Source organism: Mucilaginibacter terrae (assembly GCF_031951985.1).
Lineage (GTDB): Bacteria > Bacteroidota > Bacteroidia > Sphingobacteriales > Sphingobacteriaceae > Mucilaginibacter > Mucilaginibacter terrae_A.
In genome coordinates, this window is record NZ_JAVLVU010000001.1 from 3,561,392 (window position 1) to 3,584,509 (window position 23,118).

General features: G+C 43.0%; 18 protein-coding genes and 1 pseudogene. 11 read left to right on the top strand and 8 right to left on the bottom strand.

The window, feature by feature from the left end; translation table 11 throughout:
* Nucleotides 1-15 precede the first annotated feature (15 nt).
* From QE417_RS15085 to QE417_RS15115, 7 genes and pseudogenes are all read right to left on the bottom strand, one after another.
* Nucleotides 16-1,279 (bottom strand): annotated as a pseudogene (locus tag QE417_RS15085) (glucose-1-phosphate adenylyltransferase).
* Nucleotides 1,276-2,703, bottom strand: a complete 1,428-nt coding sequence (locus tag QE417_RS15090; RefSeq protein ID WP_311951298.1) for a glycogen synthase — start codon at nt 2,701-2,703, stop codon at nt 1,276-1,278. The pseudogene QE417_RS15085 and the gene QE417_RS15090 overlap by 4 nt, the downstream one beginning before the upstream one ends.
* 311 nt (nt 2,704-3,014) lie before the next feature.
* Nucleotides 3,015-3,479: a hypothetical protein gene (locus QE417_RS15095; RefSeq protein ID WP_311951299.1), complete on the bottom strand. Its 465-nt coding sequence runs from the start codon at nt 3,477-3,479 to the stop codon at nt 3,015-3,017.
* 68 nt (nt 3,480-3,547) lie between these two features.
* Complete coding sequence (gene polA, locus QE417_RS15100) at nt 3,548-6,358, bottom strand: DNA polymerase I (RefSeq protein WP_311951300.1); 2,811 nt, start codon at nt 6,356-6,358, stop codon at nt 3,548-3,550.
* A gap of 181 nt (nt 6,359-6,539) precedes the next feature.
* Nucleotides 6,540-7,121, bottom strand: coding sequence for a DNA-3-methyladenine glycosylase I (locus QE417_RS15105; RefSeq protein WP_311951301.1), 582 nt, complete (start codon nt 7,119-7,121; stop codon nt 6,540-6,542).
* A 99-nt stretch (nt 7,122-7,220) separates the two neighbouring features.
* A complete protein-coding gene (locus QE417_RS15110) occupies nt 7,221-7,442 on the bottom strand; it encodes a hypothetical protein (protein WP_311951302.1) in 222 nt (73 codons plus the stop codon).
* 11 nt (nt 7,443-7,453) lie between these two features.
* On the bottom strand, nt 7,454-7,681 hold the full coding sequence (locus QE417_RS15115) for a hypothetical protein (protein ID WP_311951303.1): 228 nt from the start codon (nt 7,679-7,681) through the stop codon (nt 7,454-7,456).
* Between the two features lie 155 nt (nt 7,682-7,836).
* Between QE417_RS15115 and QE417_RS15120 the strand changes: the two genes are divergently transcribed.
* The 5 genes from QE417_RS15120 to QE417_RS15140 all read left to right on the top strand — a co-directional run bounded on the left by QE417_RS15120 (nt 7,837) and on the right by QE417_RS15140 (nt 15,695).
* The gene (locus QE417_RS15120; protein ID WP_311951304.1) at nt 7,837-9,519 is read left to right on the top strand and encodes an ArnT family glycosyltransferase; all 1,683 of its coding nucleotides are present in this window, start codon (nt 7,837-7,839) and stop codon (nt 9,517-9,519) included.
* Between the two features lie 231 nt (nt 9,520-9,750).
* A complete protein-coding gene (locus tag QE417_RS15125) occupies nt 9,751-10,218 on the top strand; it encodes a ribosome maturation factor RimP (RefSeq protein WP_311951305.1) in 468 nt (155 codons plus the stop codon).
* 1 nt (nt 10,219) lies between these two features.
* The gene (nusA, locus tag QE417_RS15130) at nt 10,220-11,455 is read left to right on the top strand and encodes a transcription termination factor NusA (RefSeq protein ID WP_311951306.1); all 1,236 of its coding nucleotides are present in this window, start codon (nt 10,220-10,222) and stop codon (nt 11,453-11,455) included.
* 64 nt (nt 11,456-11,519) lie between these two features.
* Nucleotides 11,520-14,558, top strand: coding sequence for a translation initiation factor IF-2 (gene infB, locus QE417_RS15135; protein WP_311951307.1), 3,039 nt, complete (start codon nt 11,520-11,522; stop codon nt 14,556-14,558).
* A 387-nt stretch (nt 14,559-14,945) separates the two neighbouring features.
* Nucleotides 14,946-15,695, top strand: a complete 750-nt coding sequence (locus QE417_RS15140) for an SDR family NAD(P)-dependent oxidoreductase (protein ID WP_311951308.1) — start codon at nt 14,946-14,948, stop codon at nt 15,693-15,695.
* Between the two features lie 4 nt (nt 15,696-15,699).
* Here QE417_RS15140 and QE417_RS15145 read toward each other — a convergent pair whose 3' ends face one another.
* Entirely contained in the window at nt 15,700-17,262 is a 1,563-nt protein-coding gene (locus QE417_RS15145) for a glycoside hydrolase family 10 protein (RefSeq protein WP_311951309.1), read from the bottom strand.
* 339 nt (nt 17,263-17,601) lie between these two features.
* Here QE417_RS15145 and QE417_RS15150 point away from each other — a divergent pair, with 339 nt between their 5' ends.
* The 6 genes from QE417_RS15150 (at nt 17,602) to QE417_RS15175 (ending at nt 22,936) form a co-directional block, all read left to right on the top strand.
* The gene (locus tag QE417_RS15150; protein WP_311951310.1) at nt 17,602-18,519 is read left to right on the top strand and encodes a hypothetical protein; all 918 of its coding nucleotides are present in this window, start codon (nt 17,602-17,604) and stop codon (nt 18,517-18,519) included.
* A gap of 100 nt (nt 18,520-18,619) precedes the next feature.
* Nucleotides 18,620-19,237 (top strand): hypothetical protein, encoded by a 618-nt coding sequence (locus tag QE417_RS15155; protein ID WP_311951311.1) that lies wholly within the window; start codon nt 18,620-18,622, stop codon nt 19,235-19,237.
* A gap of 115 nt (nt 19,238-19,352) precedes the next feature.
* Entirely contained in the window at nt 19,353-20,417 is a 1,065-nt protein-coding gene (locus QE417_RS15160) for a sensor histidine kinase (protein ID WP_311951312.1), read from the top strand.
* Between the two features lie 48 nt (nt 20,418-20,465).
* Entirely contained in the window at nt 20,466-21,116 is a 651-nt protein-coding gene (locus QE417_RS15165; protein WP_311951313.1) for a DUF47 domain-containing protein, read from the top strand.
* A 20-nt stretch (nt 21,117-21,136) separates the two neighbouring features.
* Complete coding sequence (locus QE417_RS15170; protein WP_311951314.1) at nt 21,137-22,144, top strand: inorganic phosphate transporter; 1,008 nt, start codon at nt 21,137-21,139, stop codon at nt 22,142-22,144.
* A 39-nt stretch (nt 22,145-22,183) separates the two neighbouring features.
* Complete coding sequence (locus tag QE417_RS15175) at nt 22,184-22,936, top strand: DUF4197 domain-containing protein (RefSeq protein ID WP_311951315.1); 753 nt, start codon at nt 22,184-22,186, stop codon at nt 22,934-22,936.
* Nucleotides 22,937-23,118: the final 182 nt, after the last annotated feature.

Consider the following 23,118-nt stretch of genomic DNA (forward strand, 5'->3'; position numbering starts at 1 on the left):
ATATTCAATATAAGTTTATATCACTGTTCCATGCGGAATGATGGCTCGTTTTTTAACCACCACGATACCGTCTTGCACGGTGTAAGCCCCATAATCGCCGTCTTCCAGCTTTTCGCCGCAATTAATGCACACATCGTTGCCTATGTAGGCGTTTTTATCAATGATGGCATTTTTAATTTTGCACCTTTCGCCTATACCCATAACCGGTGTATTGTTTTCATGCGATTCCTTAATTTGCTCAAGGGTTTGATAATTATCGCTACCCATAATGTAGCAATTCTCAATTTCGGTATCAACACCAATCCGGGTACGTATACCTACTATGGAGCGGGTAATGCGGCTTGCATTAATAATACATCCATCAGCTACAATAGAGCGCTCTAACAAAGTGCCTGATATTTTTGATGGCGGCAACATACGTGCACGGGTAAATATGTGGCGCTTATCAAACAGGTTAAAGGCCGGAATATCATCAGTTAAGCCCAGGTTAGCTTCAAAAAACGACGGGATAGTACCAATATCTTCCCAATAACCTTCATACTGATAGCTCACCACCCTATGGGTTTGTATTGATTGAGGAATGATTTCTTTACCAAAATCGGGATGTTCATTGCCTTGCAGCAAGTCATATAGTGCCTTGCGGTTAAAGATGTATATACCCATTGATGCCAGGTAAAAACGGCCTTGGGCAGCCATATCCGGGCTTACTTCTGATGCCCAGCTTTCGAAACCACTTTTAGGTTTCTCAATAAAATCGGTAATGATACTTTCTTCATTGGTACGGAGTATGCCAAAACCGGGTACATCATTGGCGTGAACCGGAATAGTGGCTATAGAAATTTCAGCCTCGCTTTTAATGTGCGATTCTACCATGTCTTTAAAATCGAGCTGGTAAAGCTGATCGCCCGAGAGTATAAGCACATAATCAAACTCATGCACCGAAAGGTGGTGCAAGCTTTGGCGCACGGCATCGGCTGTACCCTGAAACCAGCCCACGTTCGATGGCGTTTGTTCGGCCGCCAGTATATCCACAAACGAATCACTGAAACTACTGAAGTGGTAGGTGTTTTTAATGTGTTTGTTAAGCGATGCCGAGTTAAATTGAGTTAACACAAAAATTACGCTCGAACCCCGAGTGTAAACAATTTGAGATCGGAATATCGACCAAGCGATATTTACCCGCAACAGGCACGGCGGGTTTTGAACGGGTTGCTGTAAGCGGGTATAACCGTGTTCCCTGGCCACCGCCAAGTACAATGCTTATTACTTTAGAATTCATATAATTGGTGTTAAGCTTTCATATAGTAAAATGTACTCCCTGGCGGATTTGGTCCACGAAAAATCGAGTGCCATCATACGTTTACGTAACAAATCTAAATGCTCTATGTTCTCGTAAAGTGTAACAGCACGGTCAATCGAATAACATATATCTTCAACATTAGCCTCGTTAAAGCAAATGCCATAGCCATCGGTTTCGCCAAAATCAATCACGGTATCAATTAAACCGCCTGTACTGCGTACAATAGGCAATGTGCCATAACGTAACGAATACAGCTGGTTAAGGCCGCAAGGTTCCACGCGCGACGGCATCAACAAAAAGTCGGACCCGGCATAGATCTGATGTGCCAGTTCTTCGTTATAACCTATATAGGTTTTATAATTAGCGGGGAATATATCGTTCAGTTTGGTCAGGGCGGCTTCGGTTTCTTTATCGCCGGCACCCAGCATAATGATGTTTACTTTACCGGCATGCTTTTGCAGGCTGCGCGAGAAGGCTTCGGGAAGCAGATCGGCACCTTTTTCGCCCACCAAACGACCTATGAAAGCTATCAATGGCTGGTCTACCGATAAACCGAAGCGCTCACAAAGGGCTTTTTTATTAGCCAATTTTCCTTTAACGGGCTCATCGGCATCAATTTTAGCCTTAATCATCGGGTCTTTATAAGGGTTCCACACATCGGTATCAATACCGTTAATGATGCCTTGCCCTTTGGCATATTCCAGCCAGAAAAGATATTCCAACCCATTTGAACTGCGGGTAAGCTCCTGCAGGTAACTTGGCGAAACTGCCGTAAACTTATCTACGCATTTAATAGCGCATGCCAGTGGATTAATAGCTCCCTGCCAGTCTAACAAACCGGCAAAGCTCATATCCACCTCGGGCAGGTAATCAAACTTATCATACCCAAAAGCGCCGTGGTATTGCCCGTTGTGTATGGTAAATACCGTTTTGGTTTTAGCATACCTTTTGCTGTACAAAGCCGAATGCTTCATGAGGAAGGGAATTAACCCCACATGGTGATCATGGCAATGAATAATATCGGGCCGTTGCTGCGACCAGTTTATCCAATCTAAAAACGCTAATTGAAAAATAAGGAATTGCTCGCGCTCATCGGGGTACATGTACACCTCCTGTCGGTCGAGCAGGCCGGGTACGTAAACAAGGTAAAGCTCAAACCCAAGTTTATTGGTGCGCTCTTTCCAAATTTCAAACTCGTAACGCTTTTTGCCTAACAGGGTTGATGCTTCAAAAATTACATCAAACCCGCTCTCCTGTACAAACTTACGATTATAAAAAGGTAGTACAACGGCAGCTTGTATGCCGGCTTCGTTTTGGTATTTGGGCAAAGCGCCCACCACATCGGCCAGGCCGCCAACTTTGGCTACCGGGTAACACTCTGCGGCAAGGTGATAAACTTTCATTTTACAGGTAATGTTGGCTCCAATGTAAGCAAAAGTTTACTTACTAATTCACAACCTGCAAGTAATAAATGTGTTTTTACAAAGTGTTAATTATTGTGTAAAAAGTATGTGAGTAATGAAAATATTAAGGGGATTATGCAGCATCATTCATGCTCAATTACAGTCATGCCGAATTTATTTCAGCACCCTCACCTGTATGGTTTTTACTTGTTTGGTGGGATGCCGAAATAAATTCAGCACGGCGGGCATGGATATTTAAAAAGTTGAGATCTTGACGAGAATATTAGAGATACTGCAAATTAATTATAAAGCTAAAATGTTGTGTATCTTATTATGATTTCATTTACTCCATTAAATTTGTCTTTATCACTAATTTCACCTTTTAAGTGTTTTTGGGTTAGATTATCCATCTCAACATTATATAACGTATGAGAGGAGAAATTGTAGTTTCTTACGTAATCAGATCCTAATGCAATTAGTGAATTTAGAATTGCATCTGAATATTCGCTGTAGGCCAAGATTTGACTCTTTTGTGCTGCGATTAAATCATCTTGCGCTTTAATTGAATCATTCAAAGACTCTATAAGATCTTTATCTGCTTCTATTAAGACTTTGTCAGCTTCAATAAATTCTGCATCGGCTTGCAATACACTTTTCAATTCAGCAATTTCATTCTCTAATGTTACCATTAACTTTCCATTTTCAGGATTAAAACCACTATGAATTAGATTTTGGGTTGCTTGTCGTAACTGTTTACTTTTAGTTCTATAATACAAAACTGTACTACAATTATTAAAGTTAAGATAGCTATTACAATGTTCATATAAATCCTTTAAGAATAATATTAATGCGCCTCCAGCCAGTTAACACCAACCCCCATCTCCACCATAATAGGAACTTCGGTTTTGATAGCGGTTTTCATGTGGTGGGCTATAATGGGTTTTACAATCTCAACCTCATGCTTAGGCACATCGAACACCAACTCATCATGCACCTGCATGGTCATGCGGGTGGCCAGGTTTTGGGCTTTAAATTCTTTGTGGATATTGATCATGGCTATCTTGATCATATCGGCTGCCGAACCTTGTATAGGCGCGTTGATGGCATTTCGTTCGGCAAAACCGCGTACGGTGGCGTTGGCCGAGTTAATATCGCGCAGGTAGCGGCGGCGACCCATCAGCGTTTTTACGTAGCCGTTTTCGCGGGCAAAATTCATGGTGTCGCTCATGTAGTTTTTAATACCGGCAAACTGCACAAAGTACTGCTCAATAATATCACCCGCCTCTTTACGCGGTATACCCAAACTTTGCGATAATCCAAACGCCGATTGCCCGTAAATAATACCAAAGTTTACCGCCTTGGCATTACGGCGCTGCTCACCGGTTACTTGCTCTAAAGCAATACCATATACATTGGCCGCAGTAGCCGTGTGGATGTCGAGGTTTTTGGCAAAGGCATCTAACATGTTAGGGTCTTTGCTTATTTCGGCAATAATACGGAGCTCTATCTGCGAATAATCGGCTGAGAGCAGTACGTGGTTCTCATCGCGCGGAATGAATGCCTTGCGCACCTCGCGACCACGTTCGGTACGGATGGGGATATTTTGCAAGTTGGGGTTTTGCGAGCTTAAACGCCCGGTAGCCGCAACCGCCTGGTTGTATGATGTATGTATGCGCCCCGTTTTAGGGTTAATCATCAGTGGCAACGCATCCACATAGGTCGATTTTAGTTTAAGCAACTGCCGAAAATCCAATATATCGCGCACAATATCGCTCTTAGATGCCAAAGCTAACAATACATCCTCGCCGGTTTGGTACTGGCCTGTCTTGGTTTTTTTGGCCTTAGGGTCGAGCATCAGTTTTTCGAACAGCACCTCGCCCAGTTGTTTGGGTGATGAAATATTAAATCTTACCCCGGCTTTTTCATAAACAGTTTGCTCAAGCCTCACAAGATCGGTTTCAAGTTCTTTCGAAAACTCTTTAAGCGTTTGCTGGTCTACCTTAACACCCTCAAACTCTACATCGCCCAATACATAAATCAACGGGTGTTCTATTTTGTTGAGCAGATCTTCGGCTTCTACCTGTTTAAGTTTAGGTTCAAAAACCTGTTTCAGTTGCAGGGTTACGTCGGCATCTTCACCTGCGTATTCTTTCACCTTTTCCACATCCACATCACGCATGGTGAGCTGGTTTTTGCCTTTGGCACCAATAAGCTCGGTAATTGATACAGTTTTATAGCCTAAATAATTCTCGGCTAAAATATCCATATTATGTCGGGTATCGGGGTCGAGCACGTAATGCGCCAGCAGGGTATCAAATAGTTGCCCCTTTACCTCAATATCATACCATTTAAGTACCAATATATCGTACTTGACGTTTTGGCCTACTTTGCTAATAGCCTCGTTTTCCAATATAGGTTTAAACTCGTGGGCTATATTCTTAGCTTCTTCAAAATTAGCCGGGAGTGGAATATACCAGGCCTCTCCCGGCTTAATGGCAAACGAAAGACCAACCAGCTCACAGTTGTTGGCATCAAGCCCGGTGGTTTCAGTATCGAAGGTAATTTCGGGTTCTTTAAGCAGGTTGGCAATCAGTTCGGCACGCTGCTCGGCAGTAGTGACCAGATGGTAGGTATGCTCAACGTTGTTGATGTTTTTGGCCGCTATTTGTATTTCGGGTTCCGATATATCTTTCAATTCAACCGTAAGCGTACGACCGGTGCCCGGTGCAGGCTGGTTAAACAAATCATGCTGACTACCAACGGCCTTAATTTCGGTAATGCTAAAATCGTCGCCAAATACACGGCGGCCTAAGGTCCTGAACTCCAATTCGGCAAAAAGCGGCTCCAGCAACTCGCGGCTTGGGGCGCAAAGTTCAAGCCCTTGTTCATCCAGCTCCACCGGAACATCTAATATAATGGTAGCCAGTTTTTTTGACATGAGGCCTTGTGCTGCAAAGTTCTCCACGTTCTCACGCATTTTACCTTTCAGTTCGTGGCTGTTTTCAATGATCTTCTCCATCGAGCCATACTGCTTAATAAGCAGTTTAGCCGTTTTTTCGCCAATGCCGGGTATGCCGGGTATGTTGTCCACGGCATCGCCCCATAAGCCTAATATATCTATCACCTGGCATACGTCGTCAATCTCCCATTTTTTCTTCACCTCGTCCACACCCAATATTTCCATATCATTACCCATACGGGCAGGTTTGTAAATGAAAATGTTGGGCGATACCAGTTGGGCAAAATCCTTATCGGGGGTCATGCAGTACACTTGGAAACCGCGCTGCTCAGCCTTTTTGGCCAGCGTACCTATAATATCATCGGCCTCATAACCATCCGATGTAATAACCGGGATGTTAAAGCCTAAGATCAATTTAATAACATAAGGCATAGCGGCCGAAAGATCTTCGGGCATGGCTTCGCGGTGACCTTTATAATCGGCAAAATCGGTATGGCGTTCAGTAGGGGCATCGGTATCAAACACCACGGCCATGTGGGTTGGTTTTTCCTTTTTAATAACATCGAGCAACGTATTGGTAAAACCCATTACGGCCGATGTATTTAAGCCGCCCGATGTAAAACGCGGGTTTTTACTCAACGCAAAATGCGCCCGGTACATCAGGGCCATGCCGTCTAAAAGGAATAACTTCTTCATATGTCTTGAACCGGAATTTTAAGAATTTATAAAAATTACAGAATTTATAAACGCTTGGTATTTGTGCCGGTTGCCACAAAAATAAGATTAATGCCCATAACGCAATCAAAGAATTATCACCGGACAAGAATTCTGTAAATTCAACAAATTCTTAAAATTCCGGTTCAGACAACGGGGTTTTTTATTTAAAGCTACACCCCACCACATGATCATTCACCATACCTACAGCTTGCATATAAGCATAGCAAATAGTGGTGCCAAAGAATTTAAAGCCGCGCTTTTTCATGTCTTTTGCAATGGCATCTGATACCGGGGTACTAACCGCGAAGGTGCTTGATTGGTTGTTAAAGGGCTTGCCATGGGGCATAAAGCTGTACAGGTATTTATCAAACGAGCCAAACTCTTTTTGCACGGCAATAAAGAGCTGCGCATTACTAATGGTGGTTTTTATTTTTAAGCGGTTACGAATAATGCCTTCATCCTGCATTAAGCGCTCCACATCATCGGCAGTCATGGCAGCTACTTTTTTTACATCGAAATTGGCAAATGCCTTGCGGTAGTTTTCGCGGCGACGAAGGATGGTTATCCAGCTCAGCCCAGCCTGTGCCGATTCAAGCACCAAGAATTCAAATAGCACTTTATCATCATGCACAGTTTTGCCCCATTCCTCATCATGATATTTCGTGTAAAGCGGGTCGGAACCGCACCAGGCGCATCTTTTCAGGTTATCGGTTACGGGTTCAACAGTTTTTTTAGCTGCCATAGGGTGATGATTTAGTAGCGGCAAAATGCTAAAATTTTTATCAAAAACAAAAAGCAATCCTAAACAGAATTGCTTTTTTTTATAGGCAGATCAATTAAACTATTGTAAGTCTTCATCAGGCAAATGATCATCGTCTTCGGGGTCTAACTCCCGGTCGGGGTCATTGGTGCGAAGCTGGTGAAAATCTTCTTCATCCTGCATTTCGTCGTCAAATGCCTCGTCGTCATCGTCGGCCATATCTTCTTCGCGGGGCGATAAGGTTTCCAACGCCCTGAAATAAGTTTGAAACAAGCCACCGGTGTAAAACAGCGTTAGTTGCATAGCTATGTTTTTTATGGTCTTCCGCTTGGTTTTGCATTGCCTTCGGCCTCACTCGAGTCGCGGTGGGTTGAATCTACTGAGGTTGAATCTAAGCCGCCAACGCTGGTTGCGCCCACATCTGACACATTTTCTGAAGTATCGGCACTGCCGCCAATTGATTTGTTCTGGCTGTTGCCCGAGCATGCTGCAAATGATGCAGTAATTAATACCAAGCCAATAACATTGCGAATGAGTTTCATAAATTTCGTTTTAGTTATATCGAATTAACATCAGATATAGCCTTATGTTTTATAGTTTAGCAGCCGGTGTCTTACTATACATAGAAAATAAGTAATTTTGCTCCGGCTTTTCCGTATTAATACAGAAAGGCATGCATCAATACATTATCTATTAAATGACGCATACCCCTATCAATAATCAAACCTGGTTTTGGCTGTTCTTTTCATTATTGGTTGCCTACGTTTTCGGGCTTTTTGTACCGTTGATGAATGAAGACGCATCGCACCACGCCAACATAGCCCTGCACATGGTGCAGCATCATAACTATGTTGATTTGGTTGATGATATGGGTAAAGACTACCTCGACAAGCCTCACCTGCACTTTTGGCTGGCGGCACTATCATTTAACTTATTTGGTGTAAATACCATTGCTTATAAAGTCCCGGCTTTGCTGGCTACTATTTTAGGTTTGTTCTCTACCTTTAAATTGGGTTCGAGGCTGTATAATCGTAATGCGGGTATGTTGGCCGCTATAATTTATGCCAGTGCGCAAGCCCAATTTTTGGCCAATAATGATGTACGGATGGATGCCTTGCTGGCTGCAGGCATTGCATTTGCCACATGGCAACTGGTACAATCGGCGGTGGATGGAAGGTGGTACAATTATCTTTTTGCCGGGTTAGGATTAGCCATGGCCTTTACCACAAAGGGTATGATCGGCTTTGTGATGCCTTGCGCCGCGTTGTTTTTTTACCTGCTTTACCAGCGCAACTGGGGCATGATGTTTAACTGGCGCTGGCTGGTGGTACTGGTATTTTGGGCCGTGTTTACCGCACCCTGTGTATATGCATACTATTTACAGTACGATCTTCACCCCGAAAAGGTGGTGCGGGGCATGAAGAATGTATCGGGTGTGAAATTCATTCTTTGGAAACAAAACTTTGAACGCCTGGAAGGCAAGAGCTGGGGCAAGGGCCATAAAGATTACTTCTTCTTTTTCCATACCATGTTGTGGGCTTTTCTGCCGTTTTGCTTGTTAACCTATATTGCGTTTTTTGACAGGGTTGCTTTCTTTGTAAAAACACGTTTTCAGGTTTTTAAAAATTATGAGCTTTTAACAACAGCGTCCATTATTTTCATTTTCTTAATTATCTCCTCATCGGGTTACCAGTTGCCGCATTATTTAAATGTACTATTCCCGTATTTTGCCATTATTACTGCCGGCTTTTTGGTGCAAAAACTGGATATGCACCAGTTTAAAGCACTCAAGGCTTTCTTAAATGTGCAATACCTGGTTATTGCTGTTGTAGCAATTTTGCTTGTAGTACTTAATTTCTGGTGCTTCCCTATAAACCGCTGCATGGTAATTATTACCTCTTTAATCATATTGGGGGTAATGCTATATGTTTTTGCCAAAGAGCGCGAGGTATTTATACGTTTGGTGATACTATCGGTTTTAATGGCATCGCTCACCAATGTGCTGCTCAATGGCCACGTTTACCAGGAGTTATTACGCTACCAGGGCGGCACAGGACTGGCCCAGTTGGTTAACCGCAAGCACATTCCTAAAAAACAGATATATAATTATATCGATCATAGTTCGGGCTTTAACTTTTATACACAAAACCTTACGCCATATATTGAAATTGATGAAATAAAGGCCAAAAGAGCCAAAGGCGATACCGTGTGGCTTTTTTCATCAAAAGAGCACTTGCATTATTTAAAAGATAATCATGTGGAGTTCGACCTTGTATACTCAGATGCTGATTATGGCATTACACGCCTTAGTAAAGATTTTTTAAACCCCAAAACCCGGAGCCAAACGCTGGGAAGAGATTATTTACTTAGGGTAAAGTAGTGAATTGTGAATGTGTAGTAGTGAATGGGAACTGAACTGGGCGGGCTATTAGCTAATTGTGCCTGTATAGAGCTTAATTTCAAAATTTAGTTGTAGTTCACCATTATCTATTCACCAATCACCATTATACACTCACTACCTATTGACTTTCAAAATAAAACACTTATATTTGCACATCGAAAGAGGGGGCCTTATGTCCCCTCTTTTTATTTATCAATCAAATTTTTGCGAATGACTAACGTTGAAAAGAGGGCGGCAGAACTGGTTGAAGAAAAACTGGCCGAAAAGCCCGGGATATTTTTAGTGAGCGTAAAAATGCACAGCAATGGCAAGCTCATTATTTTAATTGATGGCGATAACGGTTTGGGCATACGCGATTGTGTAGATGTGAGCCGCCATGTAGGTTTCCATTTAGAGGAAGAAAACATTGTTGCCGATGCCTATAACCTCGAGGTTTCATCGCCCGGAATTGACACACCGCTGGAGCAGCCCCGACAGTATTTAAAAAACATAGGGCGGCAAATAGCCATTAAAACCACCGATGGGGGTAAACGCGAAGGCAAGTTGTTGGGTTATACTAATGATGGCGTGCAGATAGAGGAAACCATCAAACAAAAAGGTAAAAAAGCGGAACTGGTTGAAAGCACCATTCCGACAGAAAATATAGCAGAAACTAAAGTTTTAATATCGTTTAAATAAGATGAGCAATATTAATTTGATCGACTCTTTTCAAGAGTTTAAGGATTTTAAGAACATTGACCGCCCAACAATGATGAGCGTGCTGGAAGATGTATTCCGCAGCATGATTCGTAAAAAATACGGCACCGACGAAAATTGCGACGTAATTGTAAACACCGACAATGGTGACTTAGAGATTTGGCGCACCCGTACCGTTATGGAAGACGGTTTTTCGGAAGATGATGATTTGGAAATTGAACTGGCCGAAGCCCACAAGCACGACCCGGATTTAGAAGTTGGCGAGGAATTTATTGAACAAATTACCCTTGAAAGCTTTGGTCGCCGTGCAATTTTAGCTGCCCGTCAAACCTTGGTATCTAAAATTTTAGAACTGGAGAAAGACGAGATATTCAAAAAATACAAAGACCGTGTAGGCGAGTTGATCAGTGGTGAGGTTTACCAGGTTTGGAAAAAAGAAACCTTAGTGCTTGACGATGAAGGCAATGAGTTATTGCTGCCTAAAAGCGAGCAAATACCAGCCGACTATTTCAAAAAAGGCGATAGCGTAAAAGCAGTAGTGCACAAGGTTGACATGATGAACAGCAACCCTAAGATCATCATTTCGCGTACTGCACCTGAGTTTTTACAACGTTTGTTTGAACTGGAAGTGCCTGAGATTTTTGATGGCTTAATTACCATCAAGAAAATTGTGCGCGAACCGGGCGAGCGTGCTAAAGTTGCCGTTGAATCATACGACGACCGTATTGATCCGGTAGGTGCATGTGTGGGTATGAAAGGTTCACGTATACACGGTATCGTTCGTGAGTTAAAAAACGAAAACATCGACGTAATAAACTTTACCAACAATGTTCAGTTATATATCCAGCGTGCTTTATCACCGGCTAAAATAACCACAATTAAGTTAGATGATGAGCGTAAAACCGCAGCCGTTTACTTAAAACCCGACCAAGTGTCGCTGGCTATTGGCCGTGGCGGACACAATATTAAACTGGCCGGTAAGTTAACCGGTTATGAGGTTGATGTGTATCGCGAAGCTGATGAGGAAGAGGAAGATGTGGATATCGAAGAGTTTTCGGACGAGATTGAAAGCTGGATCATTGACGAGTTTAAGCGTGTTGGTTTAGATACAGCAAAATCAATATTGGGATTAGGTGTAGGCGAGTTAGTTAAACGTACCGACCTGGAAGAAGAAACGATTAAAGAAGTTTTATCAATTCTGCAGGCGGAGTTTGAATAAGCTTTCCTATATGCCAATAAAAAATAGTAAATTTGCATATAATAAGCAGAGAAAGAATTATTAAATGTCAGAAGACAAAAGTATAAAGTTAATAAAGGCAGCAAAAGAGCTTAACATCGGTATAGGTACCATTGTTGATTTTCTATCTTCAAAAGGATATAAAGTTGACCGTAACCCTATGACGGCGCTTAACAGCGATATGTATAGTACACTGGTAAAGCAGTTTGCAGCCGATAAGATCATTAAGGAAGAAGCCAAGCAAATTATCATCGGTAAAATACGCCGTGATGAGCCTGGCTTTGTGCCTGAAAAGACGGCTGAAGCCCGTTCAAACGAATTTGAAAAGGATGAGATCCTGATTAAAAACGCAGGAACATTTGCTGCCCCCTCTAAACCAAAAGAGGCCGAAAAAACCGAAGGCTCATTGCCTGGTGTTAAAGTAGTAGGCAAAATTGATTTAGATAACTTGAACAAACCGGCTCCTCGCCCTGAGGTAAAGGAAGAGCCTGTGGCCAAAGCAGAGCCTGTTAAACCAGCTCCTGCCCCCGAGCCTGTTGCTAAACCCGAGCCAAAGCCTGAGCCAATTGCTCCGGTAGCCCCTGTGGCCGAAAAACCGGCAGCTCCGGCACCGGTAGCCCCTGCTCCCGAGCCTGTTGCGGCTAAACCCGAGCCGAAGCCAGAAGTTGCGCCTCCTGCACCAGTAGCAGAAAAACCTGCTGCCGCGTCTGCTCCGCAAGCACCGGTTACTCCAGCGGCATCTGCTTCACCGGCCAAACCGGTTGCTGAGAAACCAGAAAACGCTCCGGCTCCTGAAAACCAGGTAATACGTGCCAAAGCCGAACGCCTTACCGGGCCAAACGTTGTTGGTAAAATAACTTTACCGGTTGATAATAGCCGTCGTGGCGGGCCAGTGGCATCGTCATCAAACGCAAATTCGGCCGATCATAAACGCAAACGCAAGCGTAAAGAAAACGGACCAAACCCTGGTGGCCAGCAAGGCCAACAAGGTGGCCAAGGCAATAACCAGCAAGGTGGCAACCAACAACAGGGCGGTAATCGTCCGGGTGGTTTCCAGGGTAATCGTCCGGGCTTTGGTAACCGTCCGGGTGGCGGTCCTAACCAGGGTGGCGGCAACCGTCCGGGTGGTGGTTTTAACCGCAATGCACCGTCAACCGGTCCTAAAGAAGAACCTACAGAAAAAGAAATACAAGACCAGATCAAAGCTACGCTTGCCCGTTTAAGCGGTGCAGGTAAATCGGGTAAATTTGCTCAGCGTGCTAAATTCCGTCGTCAAAAACGTGATGATGTAGCAGCAAATGCTGAAGAACTGGCAATGGAACAGGATGCACAATCAAGAGTGCTGAAAGTTACCGAGTTTGTTACGGCAAACGAGCTGGCCTCTTTAATGGATGTTTCGGTTACGCAAATCATCTCAACCTGTATGAGCCTGGGTATGTTTGTATCCATTAACCAACGTTTGGATGCCGAAACCCTGAGCATTGTGGCCGACGAGTTTGGCTACCAGATAGAGTTTGTTACCCTGGCTGAGGAAGAAACTAACCTTGATGAGCCTGATGCACCGGAAGATTTAGTTCCGCGCGCACCAATTGTTACCATCATGGGTCACGTTGACCACGGTAAAACCTCATTGCTCGATTTTATACGCAAAACCAACGTTATTGGCGGTGAGGCAGGCGGTATTACCCAGCACATTGGCGCCTACGAAGTAACGCTTGAAAATAAAGGGAAAATTACCTTCCTGGATACGCCGGGTCACGAAGCGTTTACCGCTATGCGTGCACGTGGTGCCCAGGTAACCGATATTGTTATCATTGTAATTGCGGCTGATGATGCCGTGATGCCGCAAACCCGCGAGGCTATAAACCACGCGCAGGCTGCAAACGTGCCGATCATATTTGCTTATAACAAAATTGACAGGCCGGGTGCCAACCCTGATAAAATTCGCGAGCAGTTATCAATGATGAACATTTTGGTTGAAGAATGGGGTGGTAAATACCAAACCCAGGAAATATCGGCCAAATCGGGTTTAAATGTTAACTTATTGCTTGAGAAAATATTACTTGAGGCTGAGTTGTTGGAATTGAAAGCCAATCCTAACAAACGTGCCGTAGGTAACGTAATTGAGGCAGCATTAGATAAAGGCCGCGGTATTGTTACCACTGTATTAGTACAGGCAGGTACATTACGTGTGGGCGACCCAATATTAGCAGGTAGCTACAGCGGCCGTGTTAAGGCATTAACCAATGAACGTGGCATGCGTGTAAGCGAGGCCGGCCCAAGCACACCGGTACAAGTACTGGGTATGCAAGGTGCTCCAACTGCAGGCGACCGTTTTAACGCCCTCGAAAGCGAAACCGAAGCACGTGATATTGCTAACAAACGTTTGCAATTACAACGCGAGCAGGGTTTACGTACACAAAAACACATCACGCTTGATGAGATCGGTCGTCGTTTGGCAATTGGTAACTTTAAGGAACTTAACATCATTGTTAAAGGTGACGTGGACGGTTCTATCGAAGCGTTATCAGATTCATTGCTGAAACTTTCAACTGATCAGATTCAGGTAAACATCATATCAAAAGGTGTAGGTCAGATCTCCGAATCAGACGTGTTGCTGGCAACTGCATCAGATGCGATCATCATCGGTTTCCAGGTACGCCCTTCAGGAAGTGCGCGTAAACTTGCCGAGCAAGAGCAGATCGACATCCGCCTGTACTCGATCATATACGATGCCATCAACGAAATTAAAACCGCGATGGAGGGTATGCTTGCGCCTACCTTTGAAGAGAAGATCGTGGCCAACGTTGAGATACGCGAAACCTTCAAAATTAGCAAGGTGGGTACCATTGCAGGTTGTATGGTGTTAGATGGTAAAATAACCCGTAACAGCAAAATACGCATCATTCGCGAAGGTGTGGTAATATACACCGGTGAACTGGCTTCCCTGAAACGCTACAAAGATGATGTGAAAGAAGTTGCTACCGGTTACGAGTGTGGTTTGAACATACAAAACTTTAACAACATTGAAGTAGGCGACATTGTTGAAGCTTACGAAAACGTTGAAGTTAAACGTAAACTGTAATTAGTTTATCAATAAAATATCAAAGGCCCTCATGAAAATGATGGCCTTTTTTTGTTTGCCAATTTTCGTGTAAAATATAGACTATGTTATTTTGCGAGGAGCTGACGGGAATTTGCGTAGGGGCGTACTGGCGATCTCCTTGCGTTCGGACCTTGCAAGAAGAGATTACCACTCCGCCTGGGGCGAATCGAAATAACACATTATTCGTATTAAATTTATATTAAAGTGAATCAACACATTAACCAAGATAAAATCAAACCCAACAATATCAGCTTATAACTCTCGTTTTTCAATCAGTAATATTCTACCTATGGGGACATAATTTCGAAAAAGAGGACTGTCCCCATAACCCAAACTAATAATAAATTTAACATTTACTTTTGCTATATGGCAAATACCTATATCATTAGCGGACCAGGCAGCGGCATTGGCCGGGCTGTAGCACAAAATCTGGCTTTGGGTGGGCATCAGTGTATTTTATTGGGACGAAGCGTTGATGCATTGATACAAACCCTGAGCAGTTTAAAAGGCACCAATCACCGCATACTGGTGGCTGATGTACGGGATATTGACAGTCTTGAAAATGCTGCAACCGAATTAGGAAACATTGCCCTTAACGGATTATTAGCCAACGCAGGCATTGGCGGCGAAAATTACTGGGGAGAGGCTGACCGATGGGATGATATTATAGATACCAATCTAACCGGCACTTATAACTTTGTAAATACTTTTTTGCCCAACCTGCGTAGGGCTGAGGGCATTAAGCATATCGTGATCACCTCATCAATTTTGGCACGTTTGGGTGTGGCTAATTATTCGGCGTATTGTGCATCAAAAGCTGGGTTATTAGGTTTAATGCGTTCATGGGCAGTGCAATATGCTCCCGAAGAAATACTGGTAAATGCCATTTGCCCTGGTTGGGTAGATACCGAAATGTCGCAAACAGGCTTACAGGGCATTGCCGATAATATTGGCGTTACAAAAGATGAGTTTTACGATATAGCCATGCAAAGCGTTCCACTGAGGCGCATGAGCCAGCCTGATGAAATTGCAGCACTGGCAGCCTACCTGCTTAGCCAGCGCAGTATAACCGGTCAAGCCCTCGACATAAACTGCGGCGCTGTGATGAACAGCTAACCTTTTAGCGCGAGTACGCCGGTACACCTACCGGGTCACTTTCGTTTTTAAGACGATCAATAGCCGTAACCATATATACATAACGTTTACCACGTTCGGCGGTAGTATCTTCGTAACTGTTTAAAGGACCGTATTGTATATGAATAATGTGCGTAGGATCAGAAGTATCTATACGTTCGCCTTCAAAAAAGCGATATACTACGTAACCATACACAAGCTCTTTATCTTTAGCCAGCAGCGGGGTTAACCAATTTAACTGAAATCCTTTTTGTAAAGCACCAACGGTTAATTGCCGCGGTGCATTGGGCGCAATAGAATCGAGCCAGAGCATCACCGGTGGCAGGGCAGGTGTTTTGTAATAATGATTTTTAAGCGAATCGTTCAGTCCGCCGTAATTTCGGCGTAACGATGCCGAGCTAAAATATACACTGCCCTGTATGCGCGGGTTATTGCGTAAATAACGTATTTGCGCGGGTATCTGGTCGGGGTTTTTAAAGGCACTGTTGCGCACCTCGCCAATGCGGTAAGCCGCCATGCCAATATACAGGTGCCGGTTAAAACTGTTGTTGCTCCACCAGTTGGTTAATTTTTCAAACGCGGCGGCACGGTTACCAAACTGCCAGTATATCTGTGGATTTATATAATCAACCCAACCCTCTTCAACCCAGCGGCGGCTATCGGCAAATTGCTCATAGTATGATGAACCTCCGCTGGTGGCCGAACCTTCATCATCCTGGCTGGCATTCTTCCAAATTCCAAAAGGGCTTAAGCCAAATTTCATGTGAGGCTTATACTTGTGTATACTGTCTGAGAGGGCTTGTATAAGCGTATCTACGTTATTGCGGCGCCAGTCTTTAATATCTTCCCATTCAGCTTCACCGTATTTCTTCCAGGCTTCCTGGTCGTTTATGCGTTGGCCCGAAATAGGGTATGGGTAAAAATAATCGTCCATATGTATGCCGTCTACATCATAGTTCTTCACCACATCTAAAATAACCTGTATAATATACTCGCGCACATCAGGCAAACCGGGGTTAAACAGCTTTCGGCCACCATAGGTAATAAACCAATCGGGATGCATGCGGGTAACATGCTGGGTACTTACGCTGTTAGGGTTGTTATCCATAGTAGCCCGGTAGGGGTTAAACCACGCATGTAACTCCATACCCCGTTTGTGTGCCTCGTTAACGGCAAATTCCAACGGATCGTAAAACTCCGAAGGTGCAACGCCTTGCGCTCCGTTCAGCCATCTCGACCATGGTTCACGGCTTTTGGCATAAAAAGCATCGGCAGCGGGCCTTACCTGAAACATAACGGCATTAATACCGGCTTGCTCATGGTAATTAAAAATATTAACCAGTTCGGTTTTTTGCTTATCGGCAGTTAATCGCGGCGCACTGGGCCAGTCAATATTGGTAACGGTAGCCACCCACACCCCTCTAAACTCGCGTTTAGGCGTAGGGTAAAGTTGTCTAATAGTATCAGTTTGGGCCTGTAGTTGAAAGCAGGTTAACCAGGCGGCTATCATCAGCACTAATCTTCGGGTCGTAGTCGTCAATACACTCATTTTCACGGGGGGCAAAGATACATAACTCCCCATTAGGTAGTTTAGTATGCAGGTTATTTTAGCGGTAAGTTTTGCTTTTTGGTTCAGAGTAGCTATTTTTAGCGCCATCTGCCTAACCTGTTTTTAATCAAATAAGTTTCTGTTTATTGTAAATAATATAGTTTAAACAGAATTTTCTAATTGATTTAATAAATGGGTGTAAGTTTAACCATTGGTTTACAAACCGATAGATAACAAGCATCTCATCAAACAAAAAATGTTTTGGGTTGCTTTATCAGTTTTGAAAGCATGTAGCGTTATACTTGTATGCCGATTACGTTTTAACTTAATTGAATGAGAATGGAAAACAAACCAGAACAAACTTCTAAGAAAAACTCTAATGTAATTTATTTCCTCATTGTCGTGGTAGTTGCATTGCTGGGTACCGATGTGTACCTGTACTTGCAAAAAAAGAAGGATGTTGCTAAAATTATATACCAGGCCGATGATGAAAAACATCGCTTGCAAACCGAACTGGATAGCCTCGAAGCCCAGATCGAGCAGGTAAATACCAGCAAAGCCAAGCTATCATCAGAAATGCAGGCCCGGACCGATTCATTGCAAAATAAAATACAGGTACTTAAACGCGCTTTGGCTAAAGGACAGCTTACCGTTGCCGAGCTAAAACACGCCCAGGAAGATATTAAACAGCTGCGCTATTTTGTTACCAAATACACCGCCGATATTGAGGAGCTGAGACAACAAAATGCCTCATTAGCCACCGAGCGCGATACATTGAAAAACCAGGTAGCTAACGTGTCGCAAAAAGCAACTACGCTTGAGCAACAAAACCAGGAACTGAATACCAAAGTTAAAGTGGCATCGGCTTTAAAAATGGGCGCTGCCGATATTGTTGCCTACAAAATTAAAGGTAATGGTAAAGAGGTTGATGTAACCCGTGCAGGTTCGGCCAAAAAAATTAAGGTGAACTTTAATATTGTAAGTAACCCTGTGGCCGAAAAAGGCGTGCATGATATTTACATGCGTATTATTGATCCTGCTGGAAACCTGATGGTAACTACCGATAGTGGTGTGTTTACCGCAGATGAACAGGAACTGCAATACACCTATAAAACTGCCATCGATTTTAAAGATGATGGCACCATGTACACTATTGATTGGGTTAACCCGGCCGAAAAGTTTGTGAAAGGTGTGTATACCGTAATTCTATATGCCGATGGCTTTACCATGGGTAAAACCGAGTTCAAACTGAAATAATCATTAAAGCTTTTAAAATAAAATCCCCGGTTGTTCAGTCAGCCGGGGATTTTTTTATTATAAAAAATTTGTATTATATTTCTTTCCTTAATTTAATGCAATGATTAAACCTTACACTATCATCACCGCGCTATTGTTGTTTTTTTACAGCGCCATTTACGCACAAGACTCCGCTGCAACATCTCCCGATACCCTGTCATCCGGCAAATTTCAAGACATTGTGATAACCATCGCCGGTGATACCATACATTGTGATACTAAACAAACAATTTTTGGTGGCCCCCGGTACAAATCTTCAACCATGACCGATTTTAAGAAAATCTCTATTAAAGAGATGAAATATTATACGCGGAAGAATAAGAAAGAAGTTTATAAAGCCGCTATTTTGCCTAAGTGGTCAAAGCCTCAATTTTTGCAATTAGTGCAGGAGGGTAAAATAACATTATATCTGTCTGTTCAAACCACTTATGGTTACATGGGAGTAACGAATTCAACAACTACATGGTATGTGTCCAAAAATAACGATGAGTTAAAAGAGTTAAAAACTTCGGGTTTATTTGCGTCTACTTCAAGAAAAAAACGGGAGGGAATATTTGCAGAGATGCTTGCCGACCAGCCCGATGTATTAAAACAGTATGAGGAAACAGACAGCTTTAGTTTTAAAACATTGAGCAAAATAGTACATCTATACAATACAGGTAAACCCCTTGTAGATTAACAAGTGAGCCTGTACCAAAGGATGTTTATGTGGCTTTAATATTACTCAAAACTAACCCGTGTTAACAAATTATTAAACGCATTGAACTGAGTTTTTTAAAACCTAACTTTGAAGTATGAAACTCAGCGTACTGGTTTTTATTAATGCACTTGCCGTAGCTATTGCCCTATCGGTTGTTAACTTTTATTTTCAGCATAAGTGGTATGATGTAATGGTAACGCTCACTATAGGCTTTGTTACCAGCTATGTTGTTTTTTACTACCTCATCGAAAAATATGTATACTCCAAGGTAAAGCTTATTTACAAGCTTATCCATAACCTTAAATTGGGCCGCGATTTACGCGACGCCCTGGGCGAATCGACCAGTACAGATCCCATTGGCGATGTGGAGCAGGAGGTAAAAGAATGGGCGCGCGAAAAAAAATCGGAAATTGAACAGTTGCGCAGTCAGGAGAAATTCCGCAGGGAGTTTTTGTCCAATATATCGCACGAGTTTAAAACCCCGTTATTTGCCATTCAGGGATATATAGAAGCCATTGTAGAAGATGAGTTTTACGATACCGAAATGGCCATGCAATTCCTTAAAAAGGCCGAAAAAAATGTTGACCGCCTGAGCTACCTCATTAAAGATCTCGACGAAATTTCGAAACTTGAATCGGGTGAGATTCCTATCAATTATACGAGGTTTAAAATTAACGATCTTATAAAGGAAGTTTTTGAACAACTGGAACTGAAAGCCAAGCAACACGAGATCAAATTAATATTTAAGCAAAAGTACGATGATGCAATTTTGGTATCGGCCGACCGTGATAAAATTTGCCAGGTGATGATCAACCTCATCGACAATTCGTTTAAGTACGGCAAACCGGGCGGCAGTACATCGGTAAGTTTATTTGAACTGCATGACCAGGTGCTGGTTGAAATAACCGACGAAGGTATAGGGATTAACGAAAAGCACCTGCCGCGCCTGTTCGAGCGTTTCTTTAGGATCGACAGTCACCGCTCACGCGAAATAGGTGGTTCGGGATTGGGATTAGCTATTGTAAAGCATATTATCGAAGCTCATCAGCAAACTATTAATGTACGCAGCACCGAGGGTATTGGTTCAACATTTGGATTTACTTTACAAAAAGTAATGCAATCGCCATTGAAACAAGTTATTCCTACATTAAAGAGTTAACATTAACTTAACATTGCAAGTGTAACTTTGCACAAACTATTGAAACGGATGTCATTAAACAGCATATTCCAGTACTTTGTACCAAAAGATAAAAAGGTATTTTTTCCTTTATTTGAGCAAGCAGCCAATAACGTAGTTGCTATGGCCAATGTTTTGGTTGAAGCCGTAAACTCTAAAAGTGCAACCGACCGCCAGGAAGCTTTTAAGCAGATTGATAAACTGGAGAATAAAGGCGACGATTTAACCCACCAGATTTATCTGGAGTTAGGTAAAAACTTCATTACCCCTTTCGACCGCGAAGACATTCATGCACTGGCTACAGCTATTGATGATGTGGCCGATTATATACAAGGTGCGGCTAACCGTATGCTGTTGTATAACATAGAAGAATATACAGAGCCCATCTGCAAACTTTCTGAACTGATTTTACAGGGCAGTATTGACCTCGAAAAAGCGGTAAAAGAGCTTAAAGACCTTAAAAACGTACGCAATATTGCCGACTCGTGCATTCGTATAAACAGTGTTGAAAACCAGGCCGATTATGTGTTTGACCGTGCCGTAGCCGACTTGTTTTTGTACGAAAAAGATGCCCTGCGCTTAATTAAATACAAAGAAATTTTAGCTGCGCTTGAAACTGCTACCGATATGTGTGAGGATGCAGCCAACGTAATGGAATCAATACTGGTTAAAAACGCTTAATAGTTTCAACACTCACCTACATGGTTACTTCCCTGCTTGTTGTTGTAGTTTGCCTTGCACTCATATTCGATTTTATAAACGGATTTCATGATGCAGCCAACTCTATTGCTACTATTGTATCTACCAAGGTATTAACGCCTTTTCAGGCGGTGCTTTGGGCTGCGGCTTTTAACTTTTTAGCGTTCTTTTTAATAAAAGAACATAAGGTTGCCAATACCGTGGCCAAAACAGTGCATGAGCACTTTATTACTATGGATGTAATACTGGCCGGTTTAATAGCCGCCATAGCCTGGAACTTACTTACCTGGTGGTTTGGTATACCGTCGAGCTCTTCGCATACCCTAATAGGTGGTTTTGCGGGTGCGGGTATGACTAATGCTATTTTTATGGGTGTTAACCCTCTAACCGCTGTTGATACCAGTTCAATTTTGCGAATTGCAGCATATATCTTTTTAGCTCCGTTAATAGGTTTGGTTATAGCATATGTAATAACCATCATCATTTTGCACATATTTAAAAATTTCAGGCCTGCGGTTGCCGAGCGGTGGTTTAAAAGTGTGCAGCTCATCTCATCAGCAGCATTAAGCTTTGCCCACGGTGGTAATGATGCGCAAAAGGTAATGGGTATTATTTATGTAGCCCTGTTTACTTCAGGCGTTATAAAAAATGGGGCCCAAATGCCCGAGTGGATTCCATTAGCTTGTTACTCGGCTATTGCGGCCGGTACCATGAGCGGCGGCTGGAAAATTGTAAAAACCATGGGCAGTAAAATTACCAAGGTTACCCCGCTCGAAGGCGTTAGTGCCGAAACTGCAGGTGCCATTACCCTGTTCATGACCGAGCGTTTGGGTATTCCGGTTTCTACCACGCATACCATCACCGGTTCAATTATTGGTGTGGGCTTAACCAAACGTGTATCGGCCGTGCGCTGGGGTGTTACCATTAACCTACTTTGGGCATGGATAATTACTATTCCAATTTCGGCCTTGGTTGCCGCGGCTGTTTTTGCAGTAATGCATTACTTATAGTAAACCTTTTATAAGTAGCTTTGTCATATACAAATACTTATGAAAAAAATTTTACTATTACCGGCATTGGTGCTTACATTAGCCACCACAACCAGTTGCGATACATTGCATACAGCCGTTGCCAATAGCGGCGGCACCATTTACAGCCCGAGCCAAACATCAACTCCGAGCACGCTCGAAATGATTAGCGGCCTTAAACAAGCGTTGGAGCAGGGCACCAATAAAAGCGTTAGCCAGCTATCGGCAGTAAATGGCTTTTTTGGGAATGCCGCCATTAAATTGCTGCTGCCGCCCGAAGCACAAAAGGCCGAAGCAACCCTGCGCAAGTTAGGTTTTAATAAACTTTGTGATGATGCCATCCTGTCGCTAAACCGCGCTGCCGAAGATGCTGCGGGTAAAGCGGCTCCCATATTTGTATCGGCTATAAAACAGCTTACCGTACAAGATGTAACCAATATTTTGTTGGGCGGCCAAAAAGATGCAGCCACTAACTTTTTTAAACGCACCACCACCTCTCAGTTAACCGAGCAGTTTAAGCCCGTTATCAATAAAAGTTTGTCGAGCGTTGGTGCTACCAAATACTACGGATCTTTGGTAACTCAGTACAATAAAATTCCGCTGGTGTTTAACAAGCTCAACCCTAATTTAGATGAGTATGTTACTCAAAAAGCTATAGACGGTTTATTTTATCGTATAGCACAGGAGGAATTGAATATTCGTACCAATCTATCATCGCGTACCACACCAATATTACAAAAGGTGTTTGGTTACGTGCAAAAGAAAACGAGTTAAATTATACTAACCCTCCCTGAAGCTGGAGGAATAAAAATATCAATGTCATTTCAAATGATAACGGGAAGTCTTAGTCGCTTGGCTAAGTCTCTCACCATTATTTGAGATGACATTTTTTTGTATAGAATATTGGGGAAATTTTAAATACCAGGCTGGTTAAGAGCAGATATAGACGTGAGATA

Coding starts and splice junctions, on each gene's coding strand:
- QE417_RS15090 (WP_311951298.1), bottom strand. CDS start 2,703: ATGAAAGTTTATCACCTTGCCGCAGAGTGTTACCCGGTAGCCAAAGTT.
- polA (WP_311951300.1), bottom strand. CDS start 6,358: ATGAAGAAGTTATTCCTTTTAGACGGCATGGCCCTGATGTACCGGGCG.
- QE417_RS15105 (WP_311951301.1), bottom strand. CDS start 7,121: ATGGCAGCTAAAAAAACTGTTGAACCCGTAACCGATAACCTGAAAAGA.
- QE417_RS15110 (WP_311951302.1), bottom strand. CDS start 7,442: ATGCAACTAACGCTGTTTTACACCGGTGGCTTGTTTCAAACTTATTTC.
- QE417_RS15115 (WP_311951303.1), bottom strand. CDS start 7,681: ATGAAACTCATTCGCAATGTTATTGGCTTGGTATTAATTACTGCATCA.
- QE417_RS15120 (WP_311951304.1), top strand. CDS start 7,837: ATGACGCATACCCCTATCAATAATCAAACCTGGTTTTGGCTGTTCTTT.
- QE417_RS15125 (WP_311951305.1), top strand. CDS start 9,751: ATGACTAACGTTGAAAAGAGGGCGGCAGAACTGGTTGAAGAAAAACTG.
- nusA (WP_311951306.1), top strand. CDS start 10,220: ATGAGCAATATTAATTTGATCGACTCTTTTCAAGAGTTTAAGGATTTT.
- infB (WP_311951307.1), top strand. CDS start 11,520: ATGTCAGAAGACAAAAGTATAAAGTTAATAAAGGCAGCAAAAGAGCTT.
- QE417_RS15140 (WP_311951308.1), top strand. CDS start 14,946: ATGGCAAATACCTATATCATTAGCGGACCAGGCAGCGGCATTGGCCGG.
- QE417_RS15145 (WP_311951309.1), bottom strand. CDS start 17,262: ATGAGTGTATTGACGACTACGACCCGAAGATTAGTGCTGATGATAGCC.
- QE417_RS15150 (WP_311951310.1), top strand. CDS start 17,602: ATGGAAAACAAACCAGAACAAACTTCTAAGAAAAACTCTAATGTAATT.
- QE417_RS15155 (WP_311951311.1), top strand. CDS start 18,620: ATGATTAAACCTTACACTATCATCACCGCGCTATTGTTGTTTTTTTAC.
- QE417_RS15160 (WP_311951312.1), top strand. CDS start 19,353: ATGAAACTCAGCGTACTGGTTTTTATTAATGCACTTGCCGTAGCTATT.
- QE417_RS15165 (WP_311951313.1), top strand. CDS start 20,466: ATGTCATTAAACAGCATATTCCAGTACTTTGTACCAAAAGATAAAAAG.
- QE417_RS15170 (WP_311951314.1), top strand. CDS start 21,137: ATGGTTACTTCCCTGCTTGTTGTTGTAGTTTGCCTTGCACTCATATTC.
- QE417_RS15175 (WP_311951315.1), top strand. CDS start 22,184: ATGAAAAAAATTTTACTATTACCGGCATTGGTGCTTACATTAGCCACC.